This is a genomic window from Streptomyces sp. A0958 (assembly GCF_004795035.1).
GTDB lineage: Bacteria > Actinomycetota > Actinomycetes > Streptomycetales > Streptomycetaceae > Streptomyces.
Genome location: NZ_SSBK01000013.1, coordinates 119,178 through 142,531, shown reverse-complemented (window position 1 = coordinate 142,531; position 23,354 = coordinate 119,178). Strand labels below are relative to the sequence as shown.

Genomic DNA, 23,354 nt, shown 5'->3' with positions numbered 1-23,354 from the left:
TCAGTGCCCGCCTTCCTGCTTGGGAGGCATGCATCCGGTCGCCGGTGGTGTGTTCGCAGGCAGGTAGTTCTTCGGGACGACACCGCAGACGTAGTTGTCGAACCAGCGGCCGTTGCCGAGGGTGTTGCCGACGAGCCGGTTGTAGGAGCCGGCGAGCGAGAGCACCTGGTCGAGGCTCTTGCGGTTCTTCTGCAGCACCGCCGTGACCCGGCCGAGCGCCTTGAGGGTCGGCTTCAGCTGCTTGTTGTTGTCGGCGACGAGCCCGGTGAGCTGGGTGCCCAGATCGCGGGTGCCGGTGAGCAGCAGGTGGATGGAGTCGCGGCGGGCCTGGATCTCGCCGAGGAGCAGGTTGCCGTCCTCCAGGAGGGTTTCGAAGCCGCTCTTCTTGTTGGCGAGGGTCTTGGTGAGCTGCTTGCTGCCCTTGAGCAGGGTCGCCAGCTGGGCGTCGCGTTCGGAGACGGTCTTCGACAGGGCGGACAGTCCCTCGGCGGCGCTCTTCACGTCGGGCGGGGAGTCCTTGAAGGTGGCGGAGATCGTCTCGAAGCTCTTGGCGAGCTGTTCGGTGTCGATCTCCCCGATGGTCTCGCCCAGTCCGTTGAACGCCTGGGTGACGTCGTACGGGGAGGTGGTGCGCGACGCGGTGATGCGCTCGTCCGGGTCCTGCGCCGAGTCGCCGAGCGGGTCGACGGCCAGGTACTTCTCGCCGAGGAGCGTCTTGATGGCGATGCCGACGGTGCTGGCGTTGCCGATCCAGGCGTCCTTGACCTTGAAGGTGACCTTCACCTTGGCCCCGTCGAGGGAGACCCCGGTGACCTTGCCGACCTTCACTCCGGCGATGCGTACCTCGTCGCCCTCGCTGAGGCCGGCGGACTCGGTGAAGTCGGCGCGGTAGGTGGTGCCGCCGCCGATGAAGGGGAGCGAGTCGGCGCGGTAGGCCCCGAACCCGATGAGGGCCAGCAGGAGCAGTCCCACGATGCCGACGGCGACGGGGTTGCGGTGACGTATCGGCTTGATCCTCATGACAGGCACCTCGGCTGGGTGATCTCGATGCCGGTCGGCGGGGTGCTGCCGTCGCTGGTCGTGACGCCGCTGACCCTGGCCTCGCAGAGGTAGAGGTTGAGCCAGGAGCCGTACGAGGTGAGGCGGCTGATGGCCTCCATCTTGGCCGGGGTCTTCTCCAGGAAGTTGACGATCTTCGGAGAGTTGTCGGCCAGGTTTCCGGAGAGCCGGCCGAGTTCCTTGATGTCGTCCTTGAGGGGTCCCCGGCCGTCCTCGAAGAGGTCCGCGGTGACCGTGGTGAGCGCGCCCATCGCTGTGACGGCCTCACCGAGCGGCTTGCGGTCGCCCGCGAAGCCGGTGACGAGTTCCTGGAGGGTGTCGACGAGGTCGTTGAAGCCGGCCTCCCGGTCGTTGACCGTCTTCAGGACCGTGTTGAGGTTCTTGATCACCTCGCCGATCACCTTGTCCTTGGCTGCGACTGTGCCGGTCAGCGAGCCGACGTGCTGGAGGATGCTGTCGACGGTGCCGCCCTCGCCCTGGAGCACCTGGACGATGGAGCCGGCGAGCTGGTTGACGTCGGGCGGGGAGAGCCCTTCGAAGAGCGGCTGGAAGCCGTTGAAGAGCTGGGTCAGGTCGAGCGCCGGGGTGGTGCGCGAGAGCGGGATGGTGGCGCCCGGGGCGAAGCTCTCACCGACGGGCCCCGCGCCCTGGTCCAGGTCGATGTAGCGCTGGCCGACCATGTTGAGGTACTTGATCGACGCGGTCACCGACGCCGGCAGCTTGCGGCCCTTGCGGACGCTGAAGCCGACCTCGGCCACTCGCCGGTCGGCGACCTTGACGGATTCGACCTGGCCGACCTTGACGCCGGCGATCCGGACGCTGTCCCCGACGATGAGGCCGGTCGCGTCGGTGAACCGGGCACGGTACGAACGGGTGTCGCCCACACCGGTGTTGGCGATGGACAGGGCGAGAACCGTGGTGGCCAGGCTCGTCACCACGATGAAGACGATCGATTTCGCGAGCGGTCCCGCGATGGAGCGGCGCTTCACTTGAGCTTCACCTCCACGCCGCGGAAGGCCGGGCCGATGAGCACGCTGCTCCACTCGGGCAGGGCCTGCGGCCGGACTTCCAGTGAGGGAGCGACCAGCTCGTTGACGAGCCGGCTTTCCTGCGGGGAGTTGGGCATGCCGAGCGACGCGTCCGCCGCCGGGACCTCCACCGGGGTGGCCGTCTCCGGGTCAGCCGCGGTGCGGGTGTCCGCGGCGGTCCTGGCGTCGGCGGTCGGCACGGTCCGGCCGACGTAGGGGATGGAGTAGCAGTGCGGTCCGCCGGTGTCGTTGTAGACCGGGGTGTCCTTGCCCGCCACGTACTTCCCCTTGGACGGCACTGTCTTGAGCGTGACGTGCAGTCCCGGCTGGTCGGTGCCCTTGCCGAGCGCCTTGTCCATGGCCGGTATGAATCCGGCGACGGTGCGCAGTGTGCAGGGGAACTCCGAGGAGTACTTGGCGAGGGTCTCCAGGGTGGGCCGGCCTGTGGCGGCGAGCCGGATGAGGTTGTCCTTGTTCCGCTGGAAGAAGGCGGTGAGGTCGCGGGCGGATGCGGTGGTGGAGCCGTACAGGTCGGCGAGGTCGGCCTGCTCTTCGGCGAGGGTGCCACTGGTGGTGGTGAAGTCGGTGAGGGCGTCCAGGACGTCGGGGGCGGAGTCCGCGTAGAGCCGGCTCACCTTGACGAGTTCCTTGATGTCCTCGTTGAGCGTGGGCAGTTGGGGGTTGAACTTCTGCAGGTGGGCGTCGAGCTTGACGAGGGTGTCGCCGAGCTTCTCGCCCCGGCCCTGGAGTGCCTGGGAGACCGCGTTGAGGGTGGCGGAGAGTTTTTCCGGCTTCACGGCGGTCAGCAGGGGCAGGACGTTGTCCAGGACCTCTTCCAGCTCGATGGCGTTGCTGGAGCGGTCCTGCGGGATGACGTCACCGGCGCCGAGGGTCTTCGCCGAGGGCACGGCGGGCGGTACGAGGGCGACGAACCGTTCGCCGAAGAGCGTGGTGGGGAGCATCTGGGCGGTGACGTCGGCCGGGATGCGGTCCAGCTTGTCCGGTTTGATCGCGAGGGTGAGCCGGGCTCCGTCGCCGTCGGCCGCGATGTCGCGGACCTGGCCGACGACGACCCCGCGCAGCTTCACGTCGGCGTTGTCGTGCATCTCGTTTCCCACGCTCGACGTGCGTACGGTGACGGTCGCGTCGTGGGTGAAGTCCTTCTCGTACACCGAGACCGACACCCAGATGAGGACGGCGGGCACGAGGAAGAAGGCGACTCCGGCGGTTCTGCGGCCGGTGGTCCTGGTGGCGCGGGAACTCATCAGCCGGCCACCTTCACCGTCGTCGTGGCGCCCCAGATGGCGAGCGAGAGGAAGAAGTCGGTGACGCTGATCAGCACGATCGCGTTGCGCACCGACCGGCCGACGGCCACACCGACCCCGGCGGGGCCGCCGGTGGCGTGGAAGCCGTAGTAGCAGTGCGCGAGGATCACCATCACGCTGAAGATCAGCACCTTGAGCACCGACAGGAGCACGTCCGCAGGGGACAGGAAGAGATTGAAGTAGTGGTCGTAGGTGCCCGCCGACTGGCCGTTGAACAGGACGGTGACGTAGCGGGAGGCGACGTACGAGGAGAGCAGCCCGATCGCGTAGAGCGGGATGATGGCGACCACGCCGGCGATGATGCGGGTGGTGACGAGGTAGGGCATGGAGCGCACGCCCATCGACTCCAGTCCGTCGACCTCCTCGTTGATGCGCATGGCGCCGAGCTGTGCGGTGAAGCCCGCCCCGACGGTCGCGGAGAGGGCGAGGCCGGCGACGAGCGGGGCGATCTCGCGGGTGTTGAAGTACGCGGAGATGAAGCCGGTGAAGGCGGCGGTGCCGATCTGGTTGAGGGCCGCGTATCCCTGGAGGCCGACGACCGTGCCGGTGGCCAGGGTCATCGCGATCATGACGCCGATGGTGCCGCCGACGACCCCGAGGCCGCCGCTGCCGAAGGCGACCTCGGCGAGCAGGCGCTGCACCTCCTTGAGGTAGCGGCGCAGCGTGCGGGGTATCCAGAGCAGGGCCCGTACGTAGAAGGTGAGCTGGTCGCCGGATCTGTCCAGCCAGCCGAGCATCGACATGGGTCAGCTCCCCTTCGCGGGGACGATCTGGAGGTAGATCGCCGTGAGGACCATGTTCACGAAGAACAGCAGCATGAAGGTGATGACGACGGACTGGTTGACCGCGTCGCCCACTCCCTTCGGGCCGCCGCGCGGGTTGAGGCCGCGGTAGGCGGCGACGATGCCGGCGATGAAGCCGAAGATGAGCGCCTTGATCTCGCTGACGTAGAGGTCGGGCAGCTGGGCGAGGGCGGAGAAGCTGGAGAGGTAGGCGCCCGGGGTGCCGTGCTGCAGGATCACGTTGAAGAAGTAGCCGCCGAGGGTGCCGACGACCGAGACGAGGCCGTTGAGCAGGACGGCGACGAGCATGGTGGCCAGGACGCGCGGGACGACGAGGCGCTGTACGGGCGAGACGCCCATGACCTCCATCGCGTCCAGCTCCTCGCGGATCTTGCGCGAGCCGAGGTCGGCGCAGATGGCGGAGCCCGCCGCCCCGGAGACCAGCAGGGCCACGATGATCGGGCTGGCCTGCTGGATGACGGCGAGGACGCTGGCGCCGCCGGTGAAGGACTGGGCGCCGAGCTGCTGGGTCAGCGAGCCGACCTGGAGGGCGATGACCGCGCCGAACGGGATGGAGACGAGGGCGGCGGGCAGGATCGTGACGCTGGCGACGAACCAGAACTGCTCGATGAACTCCCTTACCTGGAAGGGCCGCCGGAAGGTCTCCCGGCTCACGGTCCCGGCCAGGGCGAACAGCCGTCCGGTCTCGCGCAGCGGGGCGGTCAGCTTGCTGGGGCGCGGGGCCTCGGGCACCTTCTCCGGCTCCGGGACCTGGTCCACCGGCTGCTCGGGGGGCCGTACGGGCATCGGGGCGGTCACAGGCGTCCACCGCCCGCGGCCGGGCTGTAGCTGTTGAGGATGGCGGTACGGGCCGCCTCCGGCAGCTGCCCCATCATCGACATGACCCGCTCCCGGCGGCGCAGGGCGCCCTGGCGCACCGGCAGGCCGGGCGAGGGCTCCAGTTGCGGGACGACGGTGCGCGGGGCGTTGGCGGAGCTGATGCCCTGGCCGTAGCCGTGTCGCTCCTCGGCTGCGAGGGTGGCGGCGTCCTTCTCCTCGGACATGCCGATGGGCCCCTCGCAGCGGCCGGCGAGGAACTGGTTGACGACGGGCAGGTCGCTGGTGAGCAGCACCTCGCGCGGCCCGAAGGTGACGAGGTTACGGCAGAACAGCATCCCCATGTTGTCCGGCACGGTGGAGGCGATGTCGAGGTTGTGGGTGACGATGAGCATCGTCGCGTCGATCTGGGCGTTCAGGTCGACGAGGAGCTGGGAGATGTAGGCGGTGCGGACCGGGTCGAGACCGGAGTCGGGTTCGTCGCAGAGGATGATCTGCGGGTCCAGGACGAGGGCCCGGGCGAGGCCGGCCCGCTTGCGCATGCCGCCGGATATCTCGCCGGGGAGCTTGTTCTCGGCGCCGAGGAGGCCCACCACTTCGATTCGCTCCATGACGATGCGGCGGATCTCGGATTCCTTCTTGCGGGTGTGCTCCCGGAGCGGGAAGGCGATGTTGTCGAAAAGTGACATCGACCCGAAAAGGGCGCCGTCCTGGAACATGAGGCCGAAGAGCTTGCGCGTCTCCATGATGTCCCGCTCGGAGCCGTTCACCATGTCGACGCCATTGACGAGAACGCGGCCGCGTTCAGGTTTGAGCAGGCCGATGATGGATTTGAGGAACACCGTCTTTCCCGTACCGGACGGGCCGAGCATGACACTGACCTCGCCTGCGGGAAGCGTGAGCGATACATCCTGCCAGATGTTCTGCTTGCCGAAAGACTTGGTGAGGCCTTCGACCACTACTTCGATTCCCATCCCACCTCCTGCATGCGCTCACGAAGTGACAGAAGTGCACCAAGGGGCGCACGTTAAGTTCACCTGCACCGCCAGGACAAGCCCTTGAACAGCCGATTCGCAAAGATCCGGCCCGCTTGTCATCCGGTGACAAATTCCGGTCCCGATCTTGTGAACAACTGCGCACTCTCATCCGTCGGTGCAGGCCGGAACCCCGCGGCCCAGAGGGGCCTGCGCCACGGGGTTCCGGAGGAAAAGCGCCGCCGGTGTGAAGATTCCTGGGGCGACGCCCTCCTGGACCGGCGACCCGGGCACTGGGGATGTGCCTGAGCCGCCTCCCGACGGGTGAGCAATCTCCGGGCGCGCCGGACGAGTTGCTGACGGAGGCGACGTTACGGCCGAGTAACCTGCCCCGCAATACCAGGTCATCAAGTTTTCGCGCGAGAGCACGAAGCCGTCCACCCTTTCGCACCGATTGAGCAAGGAGGCCGGAAAAACTGTCGCCCGGTGATAAGTTCCGCCGTCGGCAGGCGGGCGCAGGAACCGCCCCTGGGCCATCGAGAAGTGCTCGGGACCGGCTCGAATACACAAGTGGGAGAGGAGGTTCCGCATACGGCGGCGGCTGCCGACGCCACGGGGGCCGCGAGGGCGTACGCACGATGTGACAAGAAGGCCGGATCTCGTACTCACCCACGGAAGAGATGACCGCCCCGCCCATAGATTCTCATACGGCGGGATTGTGCCCCGGTGTTTCCCGCCAGTAACCTCACGGCTCGGTGAATGGGATTTCGCCTCGGCACGGTCCGTCGCGATCCCGGCACCCGCATTCCGCATTCCGTGCTCAATTCCGCTGCGCACCGAGCACCTCCGGGTTCACCGGGCCGCCTCGACGGCGGCCGCCTCCCATCGGAAAAGGGGAAGACATGAGAACTGGCTCGAACCGGGTACGTGTGGGGCTGCTGGCCTCCTTCACCGCATTCGCCGCCGTCGCGTCGATGGGTTCGGCCACGGCCGCCACGACGCTGAACGGCAGCTGGGCGCCGTTCAGCCGCTGTCCGGTGGACGCCCCCGCCATGCTGGCGGCGGACGGGGTTTCGGACACCGCCATCTGCGTGTCGTCCCACTCGGCGAGCGGCGCTATCAAGCTGGGCAACACCGAGGTGCCGGTCGGCGCGAGCGACCTCCAGGTCGGCGTCGTCACCCATCCGGGGGGCCTGTCGACCGTGGTCTCCCCGGCGGGCGGCGCGCTCGTCGCGGACTCCGCGAAGGTACCGGGCGGGCTGCTCGGCCTGATGTGCCCCAGCAACGTTCCCGTGATCACCGGCGTCTGCAACACGCTCAGCGACGTCAACCTGAACCGGGTGACGGCGACCATCGAATCGGTCAACACCCCGACCGACTTCCAGCTCGTGGCGGGGACGACCACCGGGAAGCCGATCGTCACCCTGCCGGTCCGAATCCACCTGGAGAACCCGCTCCTCGGCGACAAGTGCTACATCGGCTCCTCCTCGAACCCGATCCTGCTGCGTCCGCAGAACTCGACCCAGCCGGCCGTCAGCAGCGAGAAGTTCGCCGGCGACGGAACCCCGGACACGGCCGGCGCCATGAACCGGCTCAACCTCCTGGGCGCCACCCAGACCGACACGACTTACGCGGTCCCCGGCACCAACGGCTGCGGCCTGCTGGGCGCGCTGAACTGGGCGGTCAACCTGAAGACGGGCCTGCCGTCGGCCTCGGGCAACAACAACGTCTCGCTGGACAACGCCCAGACCTACGTGGCGACGATGAACAAGCCCCGCGACGCGGCCCCGGACGCGGGCAAGCTGCTGTCGCAGTACTGGCACTCGGCGGCGCGGTAACCGCCCTCGGGCCCCGAAGCCCCGAAGGGGCCACTCTCCTCGCGGAGGTGGCCCCTTCGGTGTGCGTCGGTCGGGCAGGGCTTCGGTCAGGACTTCGAGCCGGGCAGTTCGGGCAGCGGGGGCGGGCAGTACGACCTGGTCGGGTTCGCCGGAACGCAGGTCGGGGCCTGGTTCATGAAGACCCGGTTCCCGGGGCCCGAGATGGAGGCGGTGAAAAGCGGATTCAGGTCCTCACCACCCGTACCGCAGCCGGTGAAGGGCGGGATGTCGACCTCGCCCTCCAGGACGCCGCCCAGAGCAACGTTGGTGTAATCGGCTCCCCCGTCCAGCGTCACCTTGAACGGCTTCGACGTCCGGCAGTTGTTTCCCACGTCCAACGGAGTGCCGTTGACCTTGACATCGTGGAGGCGCAGCGACTGCTTGAAGTAGGCGGTGGAGAACGCCACCCGACTCGCGCCGGAACCGTAGTTGCCCGTCGAGATGGTGATGGGGCCGTTCTCGAACGAGACCTTCGCCGTCACCGGCTGGAAACCGAAAGTGAGGAAGGTGGATTCGGCGTCCGGAAGGTCCAGGTTGGCGAGCGAATCGATACGGAGGTACGCCCCGCCCGGCTTCTGCGCCGATCGCGACGCCGTGCGCTTGGACGCAAGGACACTGATGAGCGCCGGGTTGTCGGGATCGTTGATGATCATGGCCCCGTTCAGCTTGTACACGTTGGCCAGACCCAGTGCATAGGCGCAACTGAAGGTCCCTCCCGTGGGGAGGTCCGTAGGGATGACGAGATCGCCCGGCGGAGGCTGCGGTGCCTCACTCGCGTCCATCTCACCCACCGGCGGCTCGACAGGACAGAAATCGGTGTCCTCCTCGTCGGCGGCCGCCGGTTCCAGCGTGATGTCCTTCCCCTTCACCCGGCCGGAACCGCCCGCCGGAGTGGTGGGTGTCTCGGGGGTTCCGGACGGTTCGGTGCCGGAACCGTCCGTCACGTGCGTGGTCGCCAGATGCCCGTTCTCCCCCTCCTTCAGCCGGCAGGTCAGCGTGGCGAGGGCCGGTGCGGTCTCCTCGGCCGTCGCTGTGGCGGACAGCAGCTCGACCGTGAACTCCCCGACCGAGAAGTCGACATCGCCCGAGGACCCGAACGTCACGTAAGGGACCTCACCGGAGTGGACGAGCGCTACGTCACCGTCAGCGGGAAGCGAAGTGCTCGGAGCGGTGAGCTCCCAGGGCGCCTCGGCCGACTCGCCGTTCTGGGCGACCTTCACCTTGAGCGCCGCCCGGCTCACGACGGCCTCGGTGCCTTCCGGCAACAGCCCGGCGAGATCCGCCCGCGAGAGCGTGAGGGTGAGGGTCACGGGCCCCGGCTGTACGGGGCGGCCCACCTCGCCGGTAGCCGGGACGTCCACCGACACGCCGACCGTGGCCGCGGCCGCCGTGCTGCTGTCCTCGGGTCCGCAGGCGGCCGCGAGGCTGACGGGCCCAGGGCTCTCGTCGGCGGCCGAGCCTCCCCCGGACAACAGCCCGGCGAGCAGGGCGAGTCCGGCGACGGAGGCGACCCGCACGGACCGCCCCGCACGGGTCACAGGTATCTGGGTGTGCATATCGGGCCTGTCCTCCACGGGGTGCGATCGGTGGTTCGAACTGCGTTGGCGACCGGGAGTGCGGCGCCCGAACGAGAAGGCCGGACCGCCGCGGAGAAACCCCGCGGTCGGCCCGTACCTGTGTGCTCCTGCGGCCCTACGGCGTGCTGATCACCGGCGAGGTGCCCGTCGAGGTCACCTTCACGTGGTACGAGGCGTTGAACGACGCCACGTCGTCGTCGTTGACCAGGCCGAGGCAGTCGGCGTTGGACGCGACCAGCTCGGTGCCCGATCCGTCGATGACCAGGTCACCGCTGCTGTTGTCGTAGTACCCGTAGACCTTGCCGGTGAAGTCGGCGGAGCAGGCGAAGCCCTCGATGTGGGCGGAGATGCCGGTGACGTTGCCGTTGACCCGGTTGGCGTTCGAGGAGTTCACACCGGTGACGTTGATCGTCCACGGCGTCGCGGTCATGGTGACGTCGAAGTCGAGCCCGCCGACCGTGCAGTTGGTGAAGCTGATGTTGCCGATGGTGGCCATGTTGGCACCGGTGGCGCTGCTCGCGTTGACGGTGCCCGTGGACACGTCGGAGGAGTCACACTCCAGGTTCGCGAACGGGACGTCGAGCGTGGGGTAGGCCGCGTGAGCGGTGTACGCCCCGGACGGGGTCGCCGACCACGAGGAGGTGGTGCCGGCGGAAGCCGAGGTCACCGCCATCCCGAGGGCTGCGCTGACGGAGGTGACGACGATGGCGGCTCTACGTGCAAGGGTGTTCACGGAATCCGGTTCCCTTCGAGGGTGTGTGACCGACACCGGGGGCCGCTTCCGGCCGGGTCAGCGGTGCTCCCGGGGCGGGGGGTCACAGGACAGGAATGCGGCAGTCCGGCCTGACCGACTGCTCGACCTCTTGCGTTCGGCGATGACGCTACGGGTGAGTAATGTTGCTCCGCAACACATCGGCACAAAGAATCTCCGTAAACCGCCTTCTCTGTGGAGAATTTGCTGCACCGCGAGTACGGCGTACCGATTTTTTATCGAGAAGTGAGCAGTTTCCCCGGTGCGGCGGTGCCGGGCCTTGCTCACCGGATGACGGACCGACCTCTCGAATCCACCCAACTTCCCATGTCACAGCCCTGGGACGCGACACCGCCCGGCGCTTGCGGCCCGTGTGCCCCCGTCCCGCACGCTGCACCCCGTGTGCATCCCGTCGGCACAGTGGAATTCAATGTGAATAGCGCACGCGACATTGTCGGGAAGTACGGGCCGGAACCGAAGTCGCGTTATTGGGATTCCGATTCCCGCTCAAGCAACCCACGAGCGCGCCACCATCCCGGCACGAGCGCCGCACCAGCGGCCCGGCCCGCCGATACGTGCCCCCTGCATTTCGTCTTGTCCTGCCTGTGTTCAGGGCCACAGCCTTGGACTATGTTCGGCAGCCGATGTCGGTACGCACCTGACGACGGATGGGAGCGCTCTTCCGCCCGTCCACCCCCCATCGGGCGCCGGAGAGCAAGGGGTCAAAGGTATGCCGGGAGTTGCACAACCCTCGGAGCTGGGAGAGCCACTGGGACCGCTGCCGCAGGAGTTCGCCACGATCGTGCGTCCCGAACTCCCCAGCCTCATCAAGGAGATCGGCCTTGAGGTCACACGCGCCTACCCCGAGTACGCGCGGCTTCTGGACGGTCCCTACGGCCAGGGCATCCGGGTCGGCGTGGAACAGAGCATCTCCGTCTTCGTGGACCAGGTCGCCGAACCCGCCGCCCCCTCCGCGCTGCGCGACGAGATGTGCCGCAGGTTCGGCAGGTTCGAGGCGTACGAGGGTCGCAGCCTGGACCAGTTACAGGGGGCGTACCGGCTGGGCGCGCGGGTCGCGCTGCGCCGGGCGAAGAAGATCGGCAGGCGCTACAACCTCTCCCCCACGATGATGCTGACCTTCGCCGACGCCCTCTTCTCGTACGTCGACGAGCTCGAAGCCCTCTCGCGCGAAGGGTACTTGGAGGTCAGGTCGGCCTCCGACGACCACACGGACACGCTGCGGCGCAGGCTGCTGCATCTGATCCTCGCCGGGCGGCCGGTGCCCCGCGTCGCCATCGCGGAGCTCAGTGAGCAGACCGGCTGGACCCTGCCCGACGAGGTGACCCTCGTCGCGGTGCGTCCCACTCCGGATCTCGACCGGCTCGGGATCGACCGGGACATACTCGTGGACTTCAGCGACCCGCAGCCGCACTTACTGATCCCGGGGCCCTTCGACGACATGCGAAGACGCATGCTCGAACATGCGCTCCCGGGTGCTCGTACGGCCATCGGCCTGACCGTCCCCGCGTCCCTGGCTTCGGACTCGATCCGCTGGGCTCGGCGGGTGCTCGAACTCGTGGACGCCGGCGTCATAGACGACGCGCCGGCCATCCTCTGCGAGGAACACCTCATCACCCTGTGGCTGCTCTCCGACCCGGTCCTCCTCGACCAGCTCGCGCGCCGCGAACTCGCTCCGATGGCCAACATCAGCGCCAACCGGCGTGAACGGCTCATCGAGACGCTGCGGATCTGGCTCGACACCCGCGGCACCGCCGCCCAGATGGGCGAGCTGCTCGACGTACACCCCCAGACCGTCCGCTACCGGATGCGCAACCTGGAATCGATCTTCGGTGACCAACTGGTCGATCCCGAGGCCAGGTTCTCGACCGAGACCGTGCTCCGCGCCATGCAGCTGCGCGCCCGCAGCAACGACACACCCATCTGAACAGCGCGACGCGGCCTCGATCGGACGAGTACCTCACGCGAAGTCAACCTACCTACCGGTAAGGGGAAATAGCCGGTCATTCCCAAACGGTTGCCACACGGAGACGTTCTCAACGAGAAACCCGGAACTGCGTCCCGTTATATGGAGAGGAGTCGGCCGCCCACCCGGCGGCCCGGCACCCGACCTCCTGGCCACCATCGAGAGGGAATCCCCCATGACCGCCTCGCACTTGCTCGTCCCGGTCCCGATCCCGGACCGCATCGCCGCACTCATCGGCTCCTGCATCCCGGTACACGTCCTCCGGGCGGAGTTCGACGCCGCGTGCGCCGCGCGCGAGGTCCGCAGGTTCCGTGGGCCCCGGCTCGGCATCGAGGACCAGGCCGACCGTGAGCAGGCCCTGTCGGAGCTGGCCCGCGCCAACAAGGTGCTCGCGGCCCACCACCCCCGCCTGGTGGTGCGCCCCGGCAGCCCCTGGTGACCCCGCGAGCCCGCCACACCCTCGCGAAGCGCCCCGCCGCGCCCGCGTGAAGTGTCCCGCCGCACCTTGCGGAGGGGGCGCCGGGCCCTTACCTTACTCAAAAGTAAGTTTACTTCAGAGTAAGGAACTGGCGTGGCCGACAACAGCACCGGCAGTGTCATCGACGAACTGGCCGCCCTAGACTTCGCGGCCGTCTCCCCGCCGGAGTTCGCCCGGATCGTGAAGGGCCTGTCCGCCAAGCAGCTCGGCGAGGCCATGCACGGCGAGCTGCGCACCCGGGTGCTCGGCGAGGTCTTCGGCCGGATGAAGCAGCAGTTCCGCCCGGAGGCGGCGGGCCGGCTCACGGCGCTGATCCGCTGGAAGATCACCGGTGACACGGACGTGGTCTACGAGACGTCGATCGCGGACGGCACCTGCACCGTCAGCGAGGGCCGCTCCGGCGCCGAACCGCGAACGACGCTGGTCATGGCGGACGCGGAGTTCCTCAAGCTGGTCTCCGGCAACGCCAACCCCGTGACGATGTTCATGATGCGCAAGCTGAAGGTGGCCGGTGACGTCGGCCTGGCCTCGGGCCTGACCCGCTACTTCGACATCCCGAAGGCCTGAGCCGATGAGCTACTTCTCCCTCGCGCTCACCGAGGAACAGCAGGACCTGCGCAACTGGGTGCACGGCTTCGCCGCCCAGGTGGTGCGCCCGGCGGCCGCCGAGTGGGACGCCCGCGAGGAGACGCCCTGGCCCGTCATCCAGGAGGCCGCCCGGATCGGCCTCTACGGCTTCGAGTCACTGGCCGACATGTACGGCGACCCGTCGGGGCTCTCCCTCCAGATAGCCAACGAGGAGCTGTTCTGGGGCGACGCCGGCATCGGCATGGCCCTGTTCGGCACCTCGCTCGCCGTCGCCGGAATCTTCGCCTCCGGCACCCCGGACCAGCTCGCCGAGTGGGTGCCCCAGTGCTACGGCGACGAGGACGACCCGAAGGTGGCGGCGTTCTGCGTCTCCGAACCGCAGGCCGGCTCCGACGTCTCCGCGATGACCACGAAGGCCCGCTACGACGAGGCGAAGGACGAGTGGGTGATCTCCGGCCAGAAGGCGTGGATCACCAACGGCGGGATCGCCGAGATCCATGTGGTCGTCGCCTCGGTCGACCCCTCGCTCGGCGCGCGCGGGCAGGCCGCGTTCATCGTGCCGCCCGCCACCAAGGGCCTTGCGGCGAGCCGCACCATCAAGAAGCTCGGCCTGCGCGCCTCGCACACGGCGGACGTCTTCCTGGACGAGGTACGGGTGCCGGGGCACTGCCTGCTCGGCGGAAAGGAGAAGCTGGACGCCCGCCTCGCCCGCGCCCGCGAGGGCGGCACCGCCAAGGGGCAGGCCGCGATGGCCACCTTCGAGGTCAGCCGCCCCACCGTCGGCGCCCAGGCGCTGGGCATCGCGCGGGCGGCGTACGAATACGCGCTGGAGTACGCCGGACAGCGCGAGGCGTTCGGCCGGACCATCATCGAGAACCAGTCGATCGCGTTCGCCCTCGCCGACCTGCGTACCGAGATCGAAGCCGTACGGCTGCTGATCTGGCAGGCCGCCTGGATGGCCCGCAACGACCGCACCTTCGACGCCGGTCAGGGCTCGATGTCCAAGCTGCGCGCGGGCGAACTCGCGGTGGCCGCGACGGAGAAGGCCGTCCAGATCCTCGGCGGCGCCGGGTACAGCCGTGAGCATCCGGTCGAGCGGATGTACCGGGACGCCAAGATCTACACGATCTTCGAGGGGACCAGCGAGATCCAGCGCCTGGTCATCGCGCGGGCGATCTCGGGCCGCCACATCCGCTGAGCGGCGGGGGCGGCGGGCGGGCGTCCGGCCCGGACCGCGAGGATGGGCGCGCCCGCCCGCCGTCGCACCCAAGGGGAAAACGCCATGCCCGCCGTCCCGCGCCCGTCCGTGCTCTTCGTCACCGACCTCGCCTACGAGGCACGCGGCCGGCGCTACTGCGACGAGGACATCCACCTGACCTCGCGGCTGCGCGAGGACTTCGACATCGCGCTGTGCCATCCGCGCGACGCCGCCGCGCTGCTCGACGGGTTCGACGCCGTCGTCGTACGCAACAGCGGTCCGGTGCTGCACTACCAGGAGGCGTACGACGCTTTCCGCGCGCGGGCCGTGGAGCTGGGCACCCTGGTCTACAACCCGCTGACCGGCCGCGGGGACATGGCGGGCAAGCAGTACCTCGTCGACCTGAGCCGGGCCGGGTACCCGGTCATACCCACCGTGGACCGGGCAGCGGACCTGGGGCTACTGCCCCAGGCCGAGGGCTATGTCGTCAAGCCGAAGCTGGGCGCGGACTCGGTCGGGCTGCGCTTCGTGACGGTTCCGGAACCGGAGCCCGGTGCGGACGGCGCCCAGCTGATCCAGCCCCGGATCGACTTCCGTTACGAGGTGTCCTTCTACTTCGTGGACCACGACTTCCAGTACGCGCTGCACGCCCCGCACCCCGAGCGGCGGTGGGTGCTGGAGCCGTACGCCGCGAGCGCGCAGGATCTGGCGTTCGCCCGGTCGTTCGTGGAGTGGAACACGCTCGACCACGGCATCCAGCGCGTCGACGCCTGCCGGACGGCGGACGGCGACCTGCTGCTGGTCGAACTGGAGGACCTCAATCCATATCTCTCGCTGGACCGGGTAGCCGCCCCCGTACGCGAGGCTTTCGCCGCCCGGATGACGGCGTCGCTGCGGGACCTGCTCGGCTGACACGTCCGGGCGTTCCCCGCATGCGGGTGCCACAGCGCGATGTGAGGGTGCAAAGGTGACTACTGCCAGCGAGACCGCCCCCGCCGTGCAGAGTGCCGCGGCGCCGCCCCTGCTCGATCCCCGCCGCCGCAACATCGTCTTCGCCACGATCGTGCTGGGCATTCTGCTGGCAGCCCTGGACCAGACGATCGTGGGCACCGCGCTGCCCACGATCGTCTCGGACCTCGGGGGCGCCGCACATATGTCGTGGGTGGTCACCGCCTATCTCCTCGCGGAGACCGTGGCGACGGTGCTGGTCGGCAAGTTCGGCGACCTGTTCGGGCGGAAGATCGTCTTCCAGCTGTCCGCCGTCATCTTCATCACCGGCTCGTTCCTCTGCGGTCTCGCGACGAACATGACGCTGCTGATCGTGTGGCGCGGCCTCCAGGGCATCGGCGCCGGCGGTCTGATGGTCACGTCGATGGCGTTGATCGCCGACGTGATCCCGCTGCGCGACCGGGGCAAGTACCAGGGCGCGATCGGTGCCGTCTTCGGCGTGTCGACCGTCATCGGACCGCTGCTCGGCGGGCTCTTCACCGACCATCTGACCTGGCGCTGGGCCTTCTACGTCAATGTGCCCATCGCGATCGTGGTGGTCATCGCGGCGGCCCGTACGATCCCGTCCGTCAAGGCGGCCGGGCGCCCGGTCATCGACTACCTGGGCATCGCGATGGTCACGATCGGGGCCAGCGCCCTGATCCTGGCGACGAGCTGGGGCGGCAACCAGTACGCCTGGGGGTCGCCGGTCATCATCGGCCTGTTCGTCCTCGGCCTGGTGGCGCTCGCGGTCTTCTGCCTCGTCGAGTTCCGCGCGAAGGAACCGATGCTGCCGATGCGGCTGTTCGGCAACCCGGTCTTCACGGTCTGCTCGATCCTCAGCTTCATCGTCGGGTTCGCGATGCTCGGCGCGATGATCTTCCTGCCGACGTATCTGCAGTACGTGGACGGCGACTCGGCGACCCTGTCCGGCGTCCGGACCCTGCCGATGGTCGTCGGTCTGCTCGCCGCCTCCATCTTCAGCGGCAACGTGGTCAGCAAGACCGGCCGCTACCGGATCTTCCCCATCATCGGCTCGCTGGTCATGGCCGCCGGCCTGTATCTGCTCTCCCGGATGGGGCCGGACAGCGGGGTCCTGCTGGAGTCGCTGTACATGGTGGTGCTCGGCATCGGCATCGGCCTCTCCATGCAGGTCCTGACGATCGCGGTGCAGAACACGGTCGACTACGCGGACCTCGGCACGGCGACCTCGGGCGTGACCTTCTTCCGTACGCTCGGCAGTTCCTTCGGCACCGCCGTCTTCGGGACGATCTACGCCAACGCGCTCGGCCCCAACCTCAAGGACGGGATCGCCGGGGCCGCGCGGGCCGGCGGCGACCCCGCCGAACTGGCGAAGGCATCCCAGAGCCCGGAGGGGCTGCACGCGCTGCCCGGGGCCCAGTCGGCGCCGCTGGCCCAGGCGTACGCCGACACCCTGCACACGGTGTTCCTGTGGACGGTGCCCATCGCGCTGCTCGGATTCGTCGTGGCGCTGTTCCTCAAGCAGGTCAAGCTGCGGGACACGGTACGGGCCGGCTCGACCGACATGGGTGAGGGCTTCGCCTCGCCGAGCACCGGGGACTCGGCCCGGCTCCTGGAGTTCTCGGTGGCGAGGGTCCTGGGGCGGGTGGACCCGGAGACGGCGCGGCGGATCGTGGCCGAGTCGGACACCCGGCTCGACATGGCGGGGGCCTGGGCGGTGATGCAGGTCGAGCTGTTCACGCGGATGGTCGGACACGCGGGGCTCCGGCTGATCGCGGCCCGGCACCGGATTCCGCCGGAGGTCCTGGTGCCGGTCTTCGACCGGATGATCGAGGAGGGCTTCCTCACCGGGGACGGCCATCTGTTCACGCACACCGCGGCCGGCAGCCGGGAGGCCAGGACCATCACGGACGCCTGGGCCCGCTGGCTGCACGAACAGCTGGGCGAGGCCGGCGAGCGCCCGGACGACACCCGGCTGCGCGCCGCGGTCGACGTGATCGCCAAGCGGCTGCTGGCGGAGGACCTGGCCCAGGAGCTGTCCCCGCCGGCCCCGGCGGGCGCGCCCGTCTGACCCTCGCCCCGCGTCCGTCAGTCGGCGAAGACGGCGGACTCGTAGACCCAGGCGCCCTCGACCCGGACGAAGCGGCTCTTCTCGTGGAGAGAACCGGGATGGCCGCCCGCCGTGTAGTGGGCCCGGAAGGTGACGGTGCCGGTGGTGTGGAAGGCGCTGCCCTCGGTCGTCTCCAGGACCTCCAGGCCCGTCCAGCGCTGGTCGGGGTCGAGGTCGAGGACGTCCGGCCGGTGGTCCGGGTGCCAGGTCCGCAGCAGATACCCGGCGTCCCGGACGACGAAGGCGGCGTAGCGCGAACGCATCAGCGCCTCGCACGTCGGCGCCGGGGCCCCCGCGTGCAGCCGGCCGCAGCACTCGGCGTAGGTGGCGGCCCGCCCGCAGGGGCACGGCGAAGCCGCGGTGACCTGGGGGACGGGGGTGGTGCGGGGGCCGGCGGCGGACGGGCGCCGGGGGCGGGAGGTGCGTCGGGACATGGGTCCATTGTGACGTGCGGGGGCACCCGGCCCGCCGTGCGGGTCAGGTCAGCAGGAAGTCCGCCTGGCCGGCCTTGGCGCCCTGGATGAAGGCGGCGATCTCGCGGTTCGTGTAGATCAGGGCCGGGCCGTCGGGGTCCGCGGACTGGCGCATGGCGATTCTCCCGTCGGCCAGCTTCATCGCCTCGACGCAGTTGCCCCCGTTGCCGCCGCTCCACGGCTTGTACCAGCCTTCGGAGCCGAGGTCAGCGGCCGGCATGCCGTTGTATATGGGTGTCATCACAGCTCCTTGCGGAAGTCCCGGAGGAGTTCCTTCGTGCGTTGTGCAGTCGCGGCCTGGGCCGCCATGCGGTCCATGACCTCGAGGTAGGAGGCCACCTCCGGGCGCGCGTCGAAGTAGACGGCCCCGGTCAGGTACTCGCTGTAGACCATGTCGGGCAGTTCCGGGACGGCGAACCGGAAGAGCACGAACGGGCCGTAGGTCCCCGGGTGGTGGCCGGTGGAGAACTCCGCGATCTGAAGGGTCACGTTGGGCATCGCCGTGGCTTCCAGCAGCTTGTCCGCCTGGGCGCGCATGATCTCGACGCTGCCCACGGGACGGCGCAGGACGGTCTCGTCCATCACCACCCACAGGCGCGGGGCGTCCGGCCGGGTCAGCAGGGACTGCCGCTCCATCCGCAGCGCCACATGGCGCTCGATGTCCTCGGGCCTGGTCTGGCCGACCGCCCCGGTGCGCATCACCGTGCGCGCGTAGTCCTCGGTCTGGAGCAGTCCGGGCACGAAGTGCGGCTCGTACATGCGCAGCAGGCTCGCGGCGCCCTCCAGGCTGACGTACATGCTGAACCAGTCGGGCAGCACGTCGTGGAAGCGCTGCCACCAGCCCGGCCTGTTGGCCTCCTCCGCGAGCTCGACGAAGGAGTCCGCCTCCTCGTCCGAGATCCCGTAGGCCTTCAGCAGGACCTGCACGTAGGGGATCTTGAGCGCGACCTCGGCGGTCTCCATCCTGCGTATCGTCGCCGGGGCGACGCGCAGCACCTTGGCGGCCTGGTCCCGGCCCATGCCGGCACGCTCCCGCAGGTCCTGCAGACGCTTGCCGAGAACGACCTGGCCCACGGTCGGGGCGGACCGCGGTTCGCTCACTTCAGACCTCCCCATGCGCTGTATTCGTGCAGTGTGCCATGCGTCTCCCGTCAAAGACACAGCCACTCTGGAATTTTCAGAGTGCCCCTTGCCAAGTGTTCGCGACAGGGGGAGAGTTGGTCTGCGAACCAGTTGACCAGTCATGCCCGCGGCCTTCACCGAAGATCGCGAAGCGTGACGCAGCCCCCACTGTGAGGATTCGGTCGTGGCACCTGGCAGTGCGCTCATCCCCCGGCTCAGGGAACTCAGCCCCGGGACCGAAGCGCTCCGGTACTGCTTCGCGCTGCCCGCGCACCCCGAATCGGTCGCCGGTGCCCGGCGCCTGACGAAGGCCCGGCTCGACGAGTGGCGCACGGGCGGCGACGCGCGTGAGGCCGCGGTCCTGATCGTCTCCGAGCTGGTGACCAACGCGGTGGTCCACACCGCCAGCGCACGGGTCGTGTGCGAACTGCGGTACCTCACCGGCGGCCTGCGCGTATCCGTGCAGGACCAGGGACACCAGCCCGGCGGACCGCGACTGGGCCGGGGCGCCGACGACGAGCACGGACGCGGCCTGCTGCTCGTGGACTCGCTGTCGAGCGCCTGGGGGTCGCACGACGCCGGGGACGGCTCGGGACGCATCGTCTGGGCAGAACTGCCGCACGGCTCGGAGCACTCATGTTGAAGAACGCCATGCACCACCTCCTCGGACACCGCCGCTCCCGCGAGCCCGGCCTCTCCCCCGGCACCGGCCGGGTCCAGCTGCCGCTGCCCGCGACCCTTTCGGCGAGTCTGGGCTGCGACGCGGTCGGGGTGCCGGCCCGTTACGGCTTCCGGCTGATGTCCCATCTGCCGCGCACCGGCTGCGTCTTCGCGGACGCCGAGCGCTGGTGGTGGATCGTCCCGGCCGGCTCCGACCTCGACCTGGACTGGCCCGAGCAGGCGGCGTACGCACGCGGGACCTGCGTGCCCGCCGTGCGGCCCCGGCTGATCCACCAGCCCGACAGCCGTACGCCGTACACCCCGCCGATCCCGCTGTTCCTGATGGTCTGCCAGGTGACCGGGGTGACACCGTCGTGGACGCAGGCGGCCGGGCCCCGGGTCGTCTCCGCCCCCTGAGCCGGGCCCCCGCCACAGGGCCTAGCGCAGGTACGCCAGCCCCGGGTGAGCCTTCGTGTAGCCGTCGACCAGCCGGCGGGCGACGGAGACCGAGTCCACCAGGGGGTGCAGGGCGAAGGCCCGTACTGCGTCCGCGCGTGACCCGCTCGCCGCCGCGTCCAGCACCGCGCGCTCCACGGCCTTCACCGAGGTGACCAGCCCGACCGCGTGGTACGGCAGCGGGTCGACGGCGACCGGGTGGGCGCCGTTCGCGTCGACCAGGCACGGCACCTCGATGACGGCGTCCGCGTCGAGCACCGACAGTGTGGTCCGGTTGCGGACGTTGAGGATGAGCGAGGTCTGCTCGTTGCGTGCGACGGCCCGCATGAGGGCGAGCGCGACCTGTTCGTAGCCGCCGGAGTCCAGGTCGCTCTCGTCGCGCTCACCGGCGCCCGCCACGTCCCGGTTCTCGGACATGTAGGTCGCTTCGCGCTCGGCGCGGGTGCGGTTCCAGGTGGCCAGGGCGGGAGTGGCCGGGTCCTTCATCCGCCCGTAGAAACCCTCCTGCTGCTCCCGCAGGAAGGCACCCCGGGTCTGCTCCGCCTCCTGGTAGGCGCGGACCGCCTCACGGTTGAAGTAGTAGTAGTGGAGGTATTCGTTGGGGATCGAGCCCAGCGAGCGCAGCCAGTCGGGGCCGAACAGCCGGCCCTCCTCGAAGGAGCCGAGCAGTCCGGGGTCGGCGAGCAGGCGCGGGAGTTCGTCCCGGCCCTCGACGTACAGCCCGCGCACCCAGCCGAGGTGGTTGAGGCCGACGTAGTCGATGCGGGCCAGGTCCGGGTCGGCGCCGAGCACCCGGGCGATGCGGCGGCCGAGGCCCACCGGTGAGTCGCAGATGCCGATGACGCGGTCGCCGAGGTGGTGGGACATGGCCTCGGTGACCAGGCCGGCCGGGTTGGTGAAGTTGATGACCCAGGCGTGCGGGGCGAGCCGGGCGACGCGCCGCGCGAGGTCGACGGCGACGGGGACGGTGCGCAGCCCGTAGGCGATGCCGCCGGCGCCGACCGTCTCCTGGCCGAGGACGCCCTCGTCGAGCGCGACCCGTTCGTCGGCGGCCCGGCCGGCGAGGCCGCCGACCCGGATCGCCGAGAAGACGAAGTCGGCGCCGCGCAGGGCCTCGTCCAGGTCGGTGGTGGCGGCTACGGCGGGCGCGTCCGGGACGCCCTCGGCCTGCTCGGCGAGGACCCGGGCGACGGCGGAGAGCCGGTCGGTGTCCGTGTCGTAGAGGGTGACGGCCGTTACGCGGCCCTCGGCATGGTCGGCGAGCAGCGCCCCGTACACCAGTGGAACCCGGAATCCGCCGCCGCCCAGAATTGTCAGCTTCACGCTTCCGCATGGTACGTGGGGCGCCGGTGCGGGGGCCGGTGGTGAGGCCCGCGGGTCCGCCTCCGCCACCGCGCGCCCCGCCACCGGCGCCCCGTCACCGCCCTGCCGTCAGTCGCCGTTCCACCAGCGGGTCACGACGCGCCACAGCCGGGTGGACGCACCGGGCTTGCGCTGGTGCGGGATCTGTCCGGCCGCCGGGCCCTCGCCCGGCGTCCCGGCCAGCGCGTCCACCGATCCGTCGGCCGTGGTGGTCTCCCCGGACGGGGCGGACGGCGACGGCACGTGGGACGGGTCCTCGGGGACGGTGACGCGGACGGGGGTCGGCGCGGTGTGCCGTACGGCGGACCGCACCTCCCAGTCCTGGCGGGCCGGGTTGGGCTTGCCCATGGACGGCGGCTCGCGGTCGTCCTGCGGGGAGCGCGGCGCGAACTCGGCGGGGAGTTCGGCCAGGTGCCGGCTCACCAGGTTGCCGACCCACCGCAGTTCGCTGTCCTCGACCGCGAGTTCGAGGTCGGGCAGGCGCATCAGCAGGGCGTCGACGCCGACGTCCGCGATGGCACGCCCGATGTCCTGCCCCGGGCACTCGTGGGGCCCGCCGCTGAACGCGAGGTGCGCGCGGTTGCCCTCCATGTCGGCGTTGAGGTCGGGGCGCACCACCGGGTCCGTGTTGGCCGCCGCGATGCCGACGATCAGGGCGTCGCCGGCCTTGATGTGCTGTCCGCCCAGCTCCGTGTCGCCGACCGCCCAGCGGCCGAGGATGGCGGCGAATGGCGGCTCGTCCCACAGGGTCTGCTCGACCGCCTCGGGCACGGTCATGTGGCCGCCGCTGAGCCGGGCTCGGAAGCGCGGGTCGGTGAGGACCATGCGCAGCACGTTGGAGATCAGGTTGGTGGTCGTTTCGTAGGAGACGACGAGCATGAGCCGCAGGTGCTCGGCGACCTCCTTGTCGTTCATGGCGGCGGGGTGCTCGACGAGCCAGGTGGCGAAGTCGTCCGCGGGTTCCCGGCGGCGGCGCTCCACGAGGCGGCTCAGCGCGTCCACCATGTAGGCGTTGCTCTGGACAGCCGTCTCGGTGCCCCGGATCATGTCGCGGGCCGCCTGCACCATCCGGTCGCTGTACTCCTCCGGCATGCCGAGGATGGCGCACATGACCATCATGGGCAGCCGTTCGGCGAACTCGGTGACCAGGTCGGTGCGGCCCGCGCGGCAGAAGCCGTTGACGAGCCGGTTGCTGTACCGGTTGACGTGGCGCCGGACCCCGCGCGTGTCGATGCGGGCCATGGAGTCGGTGAGGGCGCCGCGCTGCCGCTCGTGGGTGGCGCCGTCCGCGAAGGCGCAGATCGGCTGCCAGGCGACCTGCGGGGCCAGCGGGTGGTCCGGGGCGATGGTGCCGTCCTGCAACGCCCACCAGTGGCGCGAGTCGCGGGAGAACTGCGAGGGCGTACGGGTCATGTGCAGGTTCTCGCTGTGCCCGAGTACCAGCCAGGCGGGCACGTCGCCCTGCAGCAGCACCGGGGCCACCGTGCCGTGCTCGGCGCGCAGCTTCTCGTACAGGCCTCGCGGGTCCTGTTCCGCCTCGGGGCCGTAGAGCCGGCGCAGGCCTCCGGGGCCGACGCCCAGGCCGTGGGCCGGGCATCCGGGAGGCGGGACCGGCCCGGTGTCCAGGCCGTGGTCGTAGGGAAAGGGGGTTGTCACGATCGCTCCAGGGGTCAGGCCGCAACGGGCCGGACGGATGTGGTGCGCGGCGGGGGCGCGCGAACGGGTGCGGGTGGGGTGGTGCGCG

General features: G+C 69.8%; 22 protein-coding genes. 9 read left to right on the top strand and 13 right to left on the bottom strand.

The features are described from left to right. Genes E6P78_RS15975 through E6P78_RS15950 form a run of 6 tightly spaced genes read right to left on the bottom strand, consistent with a single transcriptional unit; the run spans position 1 to position 6,005 of the window. Positions 1 to 1,020, bottom strand: coding sequence for an MCE family protein (locus E6P78_RS15975; protein WP_136204256.1), 1,020 nt, complete (start codon positions 1,018 to 1,020; stop codon positions 1 to 3). Continuing rightward, the gene (locus E6P78_RS15970; protein WP_136204255.1) at positions 1,017 to 2,048 is read right to left on the bottom strand and encodes an MCE family protein; all 1,032 of its coding nucleotides are present in this window, start codon (positions 2,046 to 2,048) and stop codon (positions 1,017 to 1,019) included. The genes E6P78_RS15975 and E6P78_RS15970 overlap by 4 nt, the downstream gene beginning before the upstream one ends. Then, a complete protein-coding gene (locus E6P78_RS15965) occupies positions 2,045 to 3,352 on the bottom strand; it encodes an MCE family protein (RefSeq protein ID WP_136204254.1) in 1,308 nt (435 codons plus the stop codon). Before E6P78_RS15965 ends, E6P78_RS15970 begins: the two co-directional genes overlap by 4 nt. Continuing rightward, positions 3,352 to 4,155 carry an ABC transporter permease gene (locus tag E6P78_RS15960; RefSeq protein WP_136204253.1) on the bottom strand — a complete coding sequence of 268 codons (804 nt, stop codon included), beginning with the start codon at positions 4,153 to 4,155 and terminating at the stop codon, positions 3,352 to 3,354. Before E6P78_RS15960 ends, E6P78_RS15965 begins: the two co-directional genes overlap by 1 nt. 3 nt (positions 4,156 to 4,158) lie before the next feature. Further along, on the bottom strand, positions 4,159 to 5,013 hold the full coding sequence (locus E6P78_RS15955) for an ABC transporter permease (RefSeq protein WP_136204252.1): 855 nt from the start codon (positions 5,011 to 5,013) through the stop codon (positions 4,159 to 4,161). Next, positions 5,010 to 6,005, bottom strand: coding sequence for an ATP-binding cassette domain-containing protein (locus E6P78_RS15950; RefSeq protein ID WP_136204251.1), 996 nt, complete (start codon positions 6,003 to 6,005; stop codon positions 5,010 to 5,012). Before E6P78_RS15950 ends, E6P78_RS15955 begins: the two co-directional genes overlap by 4 nt. A gap of 902 nt (positions 6,006 to 6,907) precedes the next feature. Here E6P78_RS15950 and E6P78_RS15945 point away from each other — a divergent pair. Further along, positions 6,908 to 7,843, top strand: a complete 936-nt coding sequence (locus E6P78_RS15945; RefSeq protein ID WP_206307818.1) for a hypothetical protein — start codon at positions 6,908 to 6,910, stop codon at positions 7,841 to 7,843. Between the two features lie 86 nt (positions 7,844 to 7,929). Here E6P78_RS15945 and E6P78_RS15940 read toward each other — a convergent pair whose 3' ends face one another. Next, positions 7,930 to 9,438: a DUF6801 domain-containing protein gene (locus E6P78_RS15940; protein WP_136204250.1), complete on the bottom strand. Its 1,509-nt coding sequence runs from the start codon at positions 9,436 to 9,438 to the stop codon at positions 7,930 to 7,932. Positions 9,439 to 9,574: 136 nt separating this feature from the next. Beyond that, a complete protein-coding gene (locus E6P78_RS33415; protein WP_240799225.1) occupies positions 9,575 to 10,192 on the bottom strand; it encodes a hypothetical protein in 618 nt (205 codons plus the stop codon). Between the two features lie 748 nt (positions 10,193 to 10,940). Here E6P78_RS33415 and E6P78_RS15925 point away from each other — a divergent pair. From E6P78_RS15925 to E6P78_RS15900, 6 genes are all read left to right on the top strand, one after another. Beyond that, positions 10,941 to 12,155, top strand: coding sequence for a helix-turn-helix domain-containing protein (locus tag E6P78_RS15925; RefSeq protein ID WP_136204248.1), 1,215 nt, complete (start codon positions 10,941 to 10,943; stop codon positions 12,153 to 12,155). A 214-nt stretch (positions 12,156 to 12,369) separates the two neighbouring features. Further along, positions 12,370 to 12,633, top strand: coding sequence for a hypothetical protein (locus E6P78_RS15920; RefSeq protein WP_136204247.1), 264 nt, complete (start codon positions 12,370 to 12,372; stop codon positions 12,631 to 12,633). 132 nt (positions 12,634 to 12,765) lie between these two features. Next, positions 12,766 to 13,239, top strand: a complete 474-nt coding sequence (locus E6P78_RS15915; RefSeq protein ID WP_136204246.1) for an SCP2 sterol-binding domain-containing protein — start codon at positions 12,766 to 12,768, stop codon at positions 13,237 to 13,239. A gap of 4 nt (positions 13,240 to 13,243) precedes the next feature. Next, the gene (locus E6P78_RS15910; protein ID WP_136204245.1) at positions 13,244 to 14,458 is read left to right on the top strand and encodes an acyl-CoA dehydrogenase family protein; all 1,215 of its coding nucleotides are present in this window, start codon (positions 13,244 to 13,246) and stop codon (positions 14,456 to 14,458) included. An 84-nt stretch (positions 14,459 to 14,542) separates the two neighbouring features. Then, positions 14,543 to 15,370 (top strand): hypothetical protein, encoded by an 828-nt coding sequence (locus E6P78_RS15905; RefSeq protein ID WP_136204244.1) that lies wholly within the window; start codon positions 14,543 to 14,545, stop codon positions 15,368 to 15,370. 55 nt (positions 15,371 to 15,425) lie between these two features. Then, complete coding sequence (locus tag E6P78_RS15900) at positions 15,426 to 17,498, top strand: MDR family MFS transporter (protein WP_136204243.1); 2,073 nt, start codon at positions 15,426 to 15,428, stop codon at positions 17,496 to 17,498. A 17-nt stretch (positions 17,499 to 17,515) separates the two neighbouring features. Here the strand turns inward: E6P78_RS15900 and E6P78_RS15895 are convergent, their stop codons facing one another. From E6P78_RS15895 to E6P78_RS15885, 3 genes are read right to left on the bottom strand one after another with little or no spacing between them, the layout of a single operon-like run. Beyond that, the gene (locus E6P78_RS15895) at positions 17,516 to 17,971 is read right to left on the bottom strand and encodes a YchJ family metal-binding protein (protein ID WP_136204242.1); all 456 of its coding nucleotides are present in this window, start codon (positions 17,969 to 17,971) and stop codon (positions 17,516 to 17,518) included. A gap of 43 nt (positions 17,972 to 18,014) precedes the next feature. Continuing rightward, positions 18,015 to 18,251, bottom strand: a complete 237-nt coding sequence (locus E6P78_RS15890; RefSeq protein WP_136204241.1) for a DUF397 domain-containing protein — start codon at positions 18,249 to 18,251, stop codon at positions 18,015 to 18,017. Continuing rightward, positions 18,251 to 19,111 carry a helix-turn-helix transcriptional regulator gene (locus tag E6P78_RS15885; RefSeq protein WP_136204240.1) on the bottom strand — a complete coding sequence of 287 codons (861 nt, stop codon included), beginning with the start codon at positions 19,109 to 19,111 and terminating at the stop codon, positions 18,251 to 18,253. Before E6P78_RS15885 ends, E6P78_RS15890 begins: the two co-directional genes overlap by 1 nt. 205 nt (positions 19,112 to 19,316) lie before the next feature. Between E6P78_RS15885 and E6P78_RS15880 the strand changes: the two genes are divergently transcribed. Further along, the gene (locus E6P78_RS15880) at positions 19,317 to 19,775 is read left to right on the top strand and encodes an ATP-binding protein (protein ID WP_136204239.1); all 459 of its coding nucleotides are present in this window, start codon (positions 19,317 to 19,319) and stop codon (positions 19,773 to 19,775) included. Next, a complete protein-coding gene (locus E6P78_RS15875; protein ID WP_136204238.1) occupies positions 19,769 to 20,209 on the top strand; it encodes a hypothetical protein in 441 nt (146 codons plus the stop codon). The genes E6P78_RS15880 and E6P78_RS15875 overlap by 7 nt, the downstream gene beginning before the upstream one ends. Before the next feature lie 21 nt (positions 20,210 to 20,230). Here E6P78_RS15875 and E6P78_RS15870 read toward each other — a convergent pair whose 3' ends face one another. Together E6P78_RS15870 and E6P78_RS15860 are read right to left on the bottom strand one after the other, a co-directional pair. Continuing rightward, positions 20,231 to 21,571 carry a 6-phospho-beta-glucosidase gene (locus tag E6P78_RS15870; protein WP_136204237.1) on the bottom strand — a complete coding sequence of 447 codons (1,341 nt, stop codon included), beginning with the start codon at positions 21,569 to 21,571 and terminating at the stop codon, positions 20,231 to 20,233. A gap of 108 nt (positions 21,572 to 21,679) precedes the next feature. Next, complete coding sequence (locus tag E6P78_RS15860) at positions 21,680 to 23,266, bottom strand: cytochrome P450 (protein ID WP_136204236.1); 1,587 nt, start codon at positions 23,264 to 23,266, stop codon at positions 21,680 to 21,682. Between the last annotated feature and the right edge of the window lie 88 nt (positions 23,267 to 23,354).

Excerpts from the sequence above, each read along its gene's own strand:
- E6P78_RS15940 (WP_136204250.1), bottom strand. The coding sequence starts at position 9,438 with ATGCACACCCAGATACCTGTGACCCGTGCGGGGCGGTCCGTGCGGGTC.
- E6P78_RS15965 (WP_136204254.1), bottom strand. The coding sequence starts at position 3,352 with ATGAGTTCCCGCGCCACCAGGACCACCGGCCGCAGAACCGCCGGAGTC.
- E6P78_RS15890 (WP_136204241.1), bottom strand. The coding sequence starts at position 18,251 with ATGACACCCATATACAACGGCATGCCGGCCGCTGACCTCGGCTCCGAA.
- E6P78_RS15960 (WP_136204253.1), bottom strand. The coding sequence starts at position 4,155 with ATGTCGATGCTCGGCTGGCTGGACAGATCCGGCGACCAGCTCACCTTC.
- E6P78_RS15920 (WP_136204247.1), top strand. The coding sequence starts at position 12,370 with ATGACCGCCTCGCACTTGCTCGTCCCGGTCCCGATCCCGGACCGCATC.
- E6P78_RS15945 (WP_206307818.1), top strand. The coding sequence starts at position 6,908 with ATGAGAACTGGCTCGAACCGGGTACGTGTGGGGCTGCTGGCCTCCTTC.
- E6P78_RS15910 (WP_136204245.1), top strand. The coding sequence starts at position 13,244 with ATGAGCTACTTCTCCCTCGCGCTCACCGAGGAACAGCAGGACCTGCGC.
- E6P78_RS15905 (WP_136204244.1), top strand. The coding sequence starts at position 14,543 with ATGCCCGCCGTCCCGCGCCCGTCCGTGCTCTTCGTCACCGACCTCGCC.
- E6P78_RS15925 (WP_136204248.1), top strand. The coding sequence starts at position 10,941 with ATGCCGGGAGTTGCACAACCCTCGGAGCTGGGAGAGCCACTGGGACCG.
- E6P78_RS15875 (WP_136204238.1), top strand. The coding sequence starts at position 19,769 with ATGTTGAAGAACGCCATGCACCACCTCCTCGGACACCGCCGCTCCCGC.
- E6P78_RS15975 (WP_136204256.1), bottom strand. The coding sequence starts at position 1,020 with ATGAGGATCAAGCCGATACGTCACCGCAACCCCGTCGCCGTCGGCATC.
- E6P78_RS15895 (WP_136204242.1), bottom strand. The coding sequence starts at position 17,971 with ATGTCCCGACGCACCTCCCGCCCCCGGCGCCCGTCCGCCGCCGGCCCC.
- E6P78_RS15950 (WP_136204251.1), bottom strand. The coding sequence starts at position 6,005 with ATGGGAATCGAAGTAGTGGTCGAAGGCCTCACCAAGTCTTTCGGCAAG.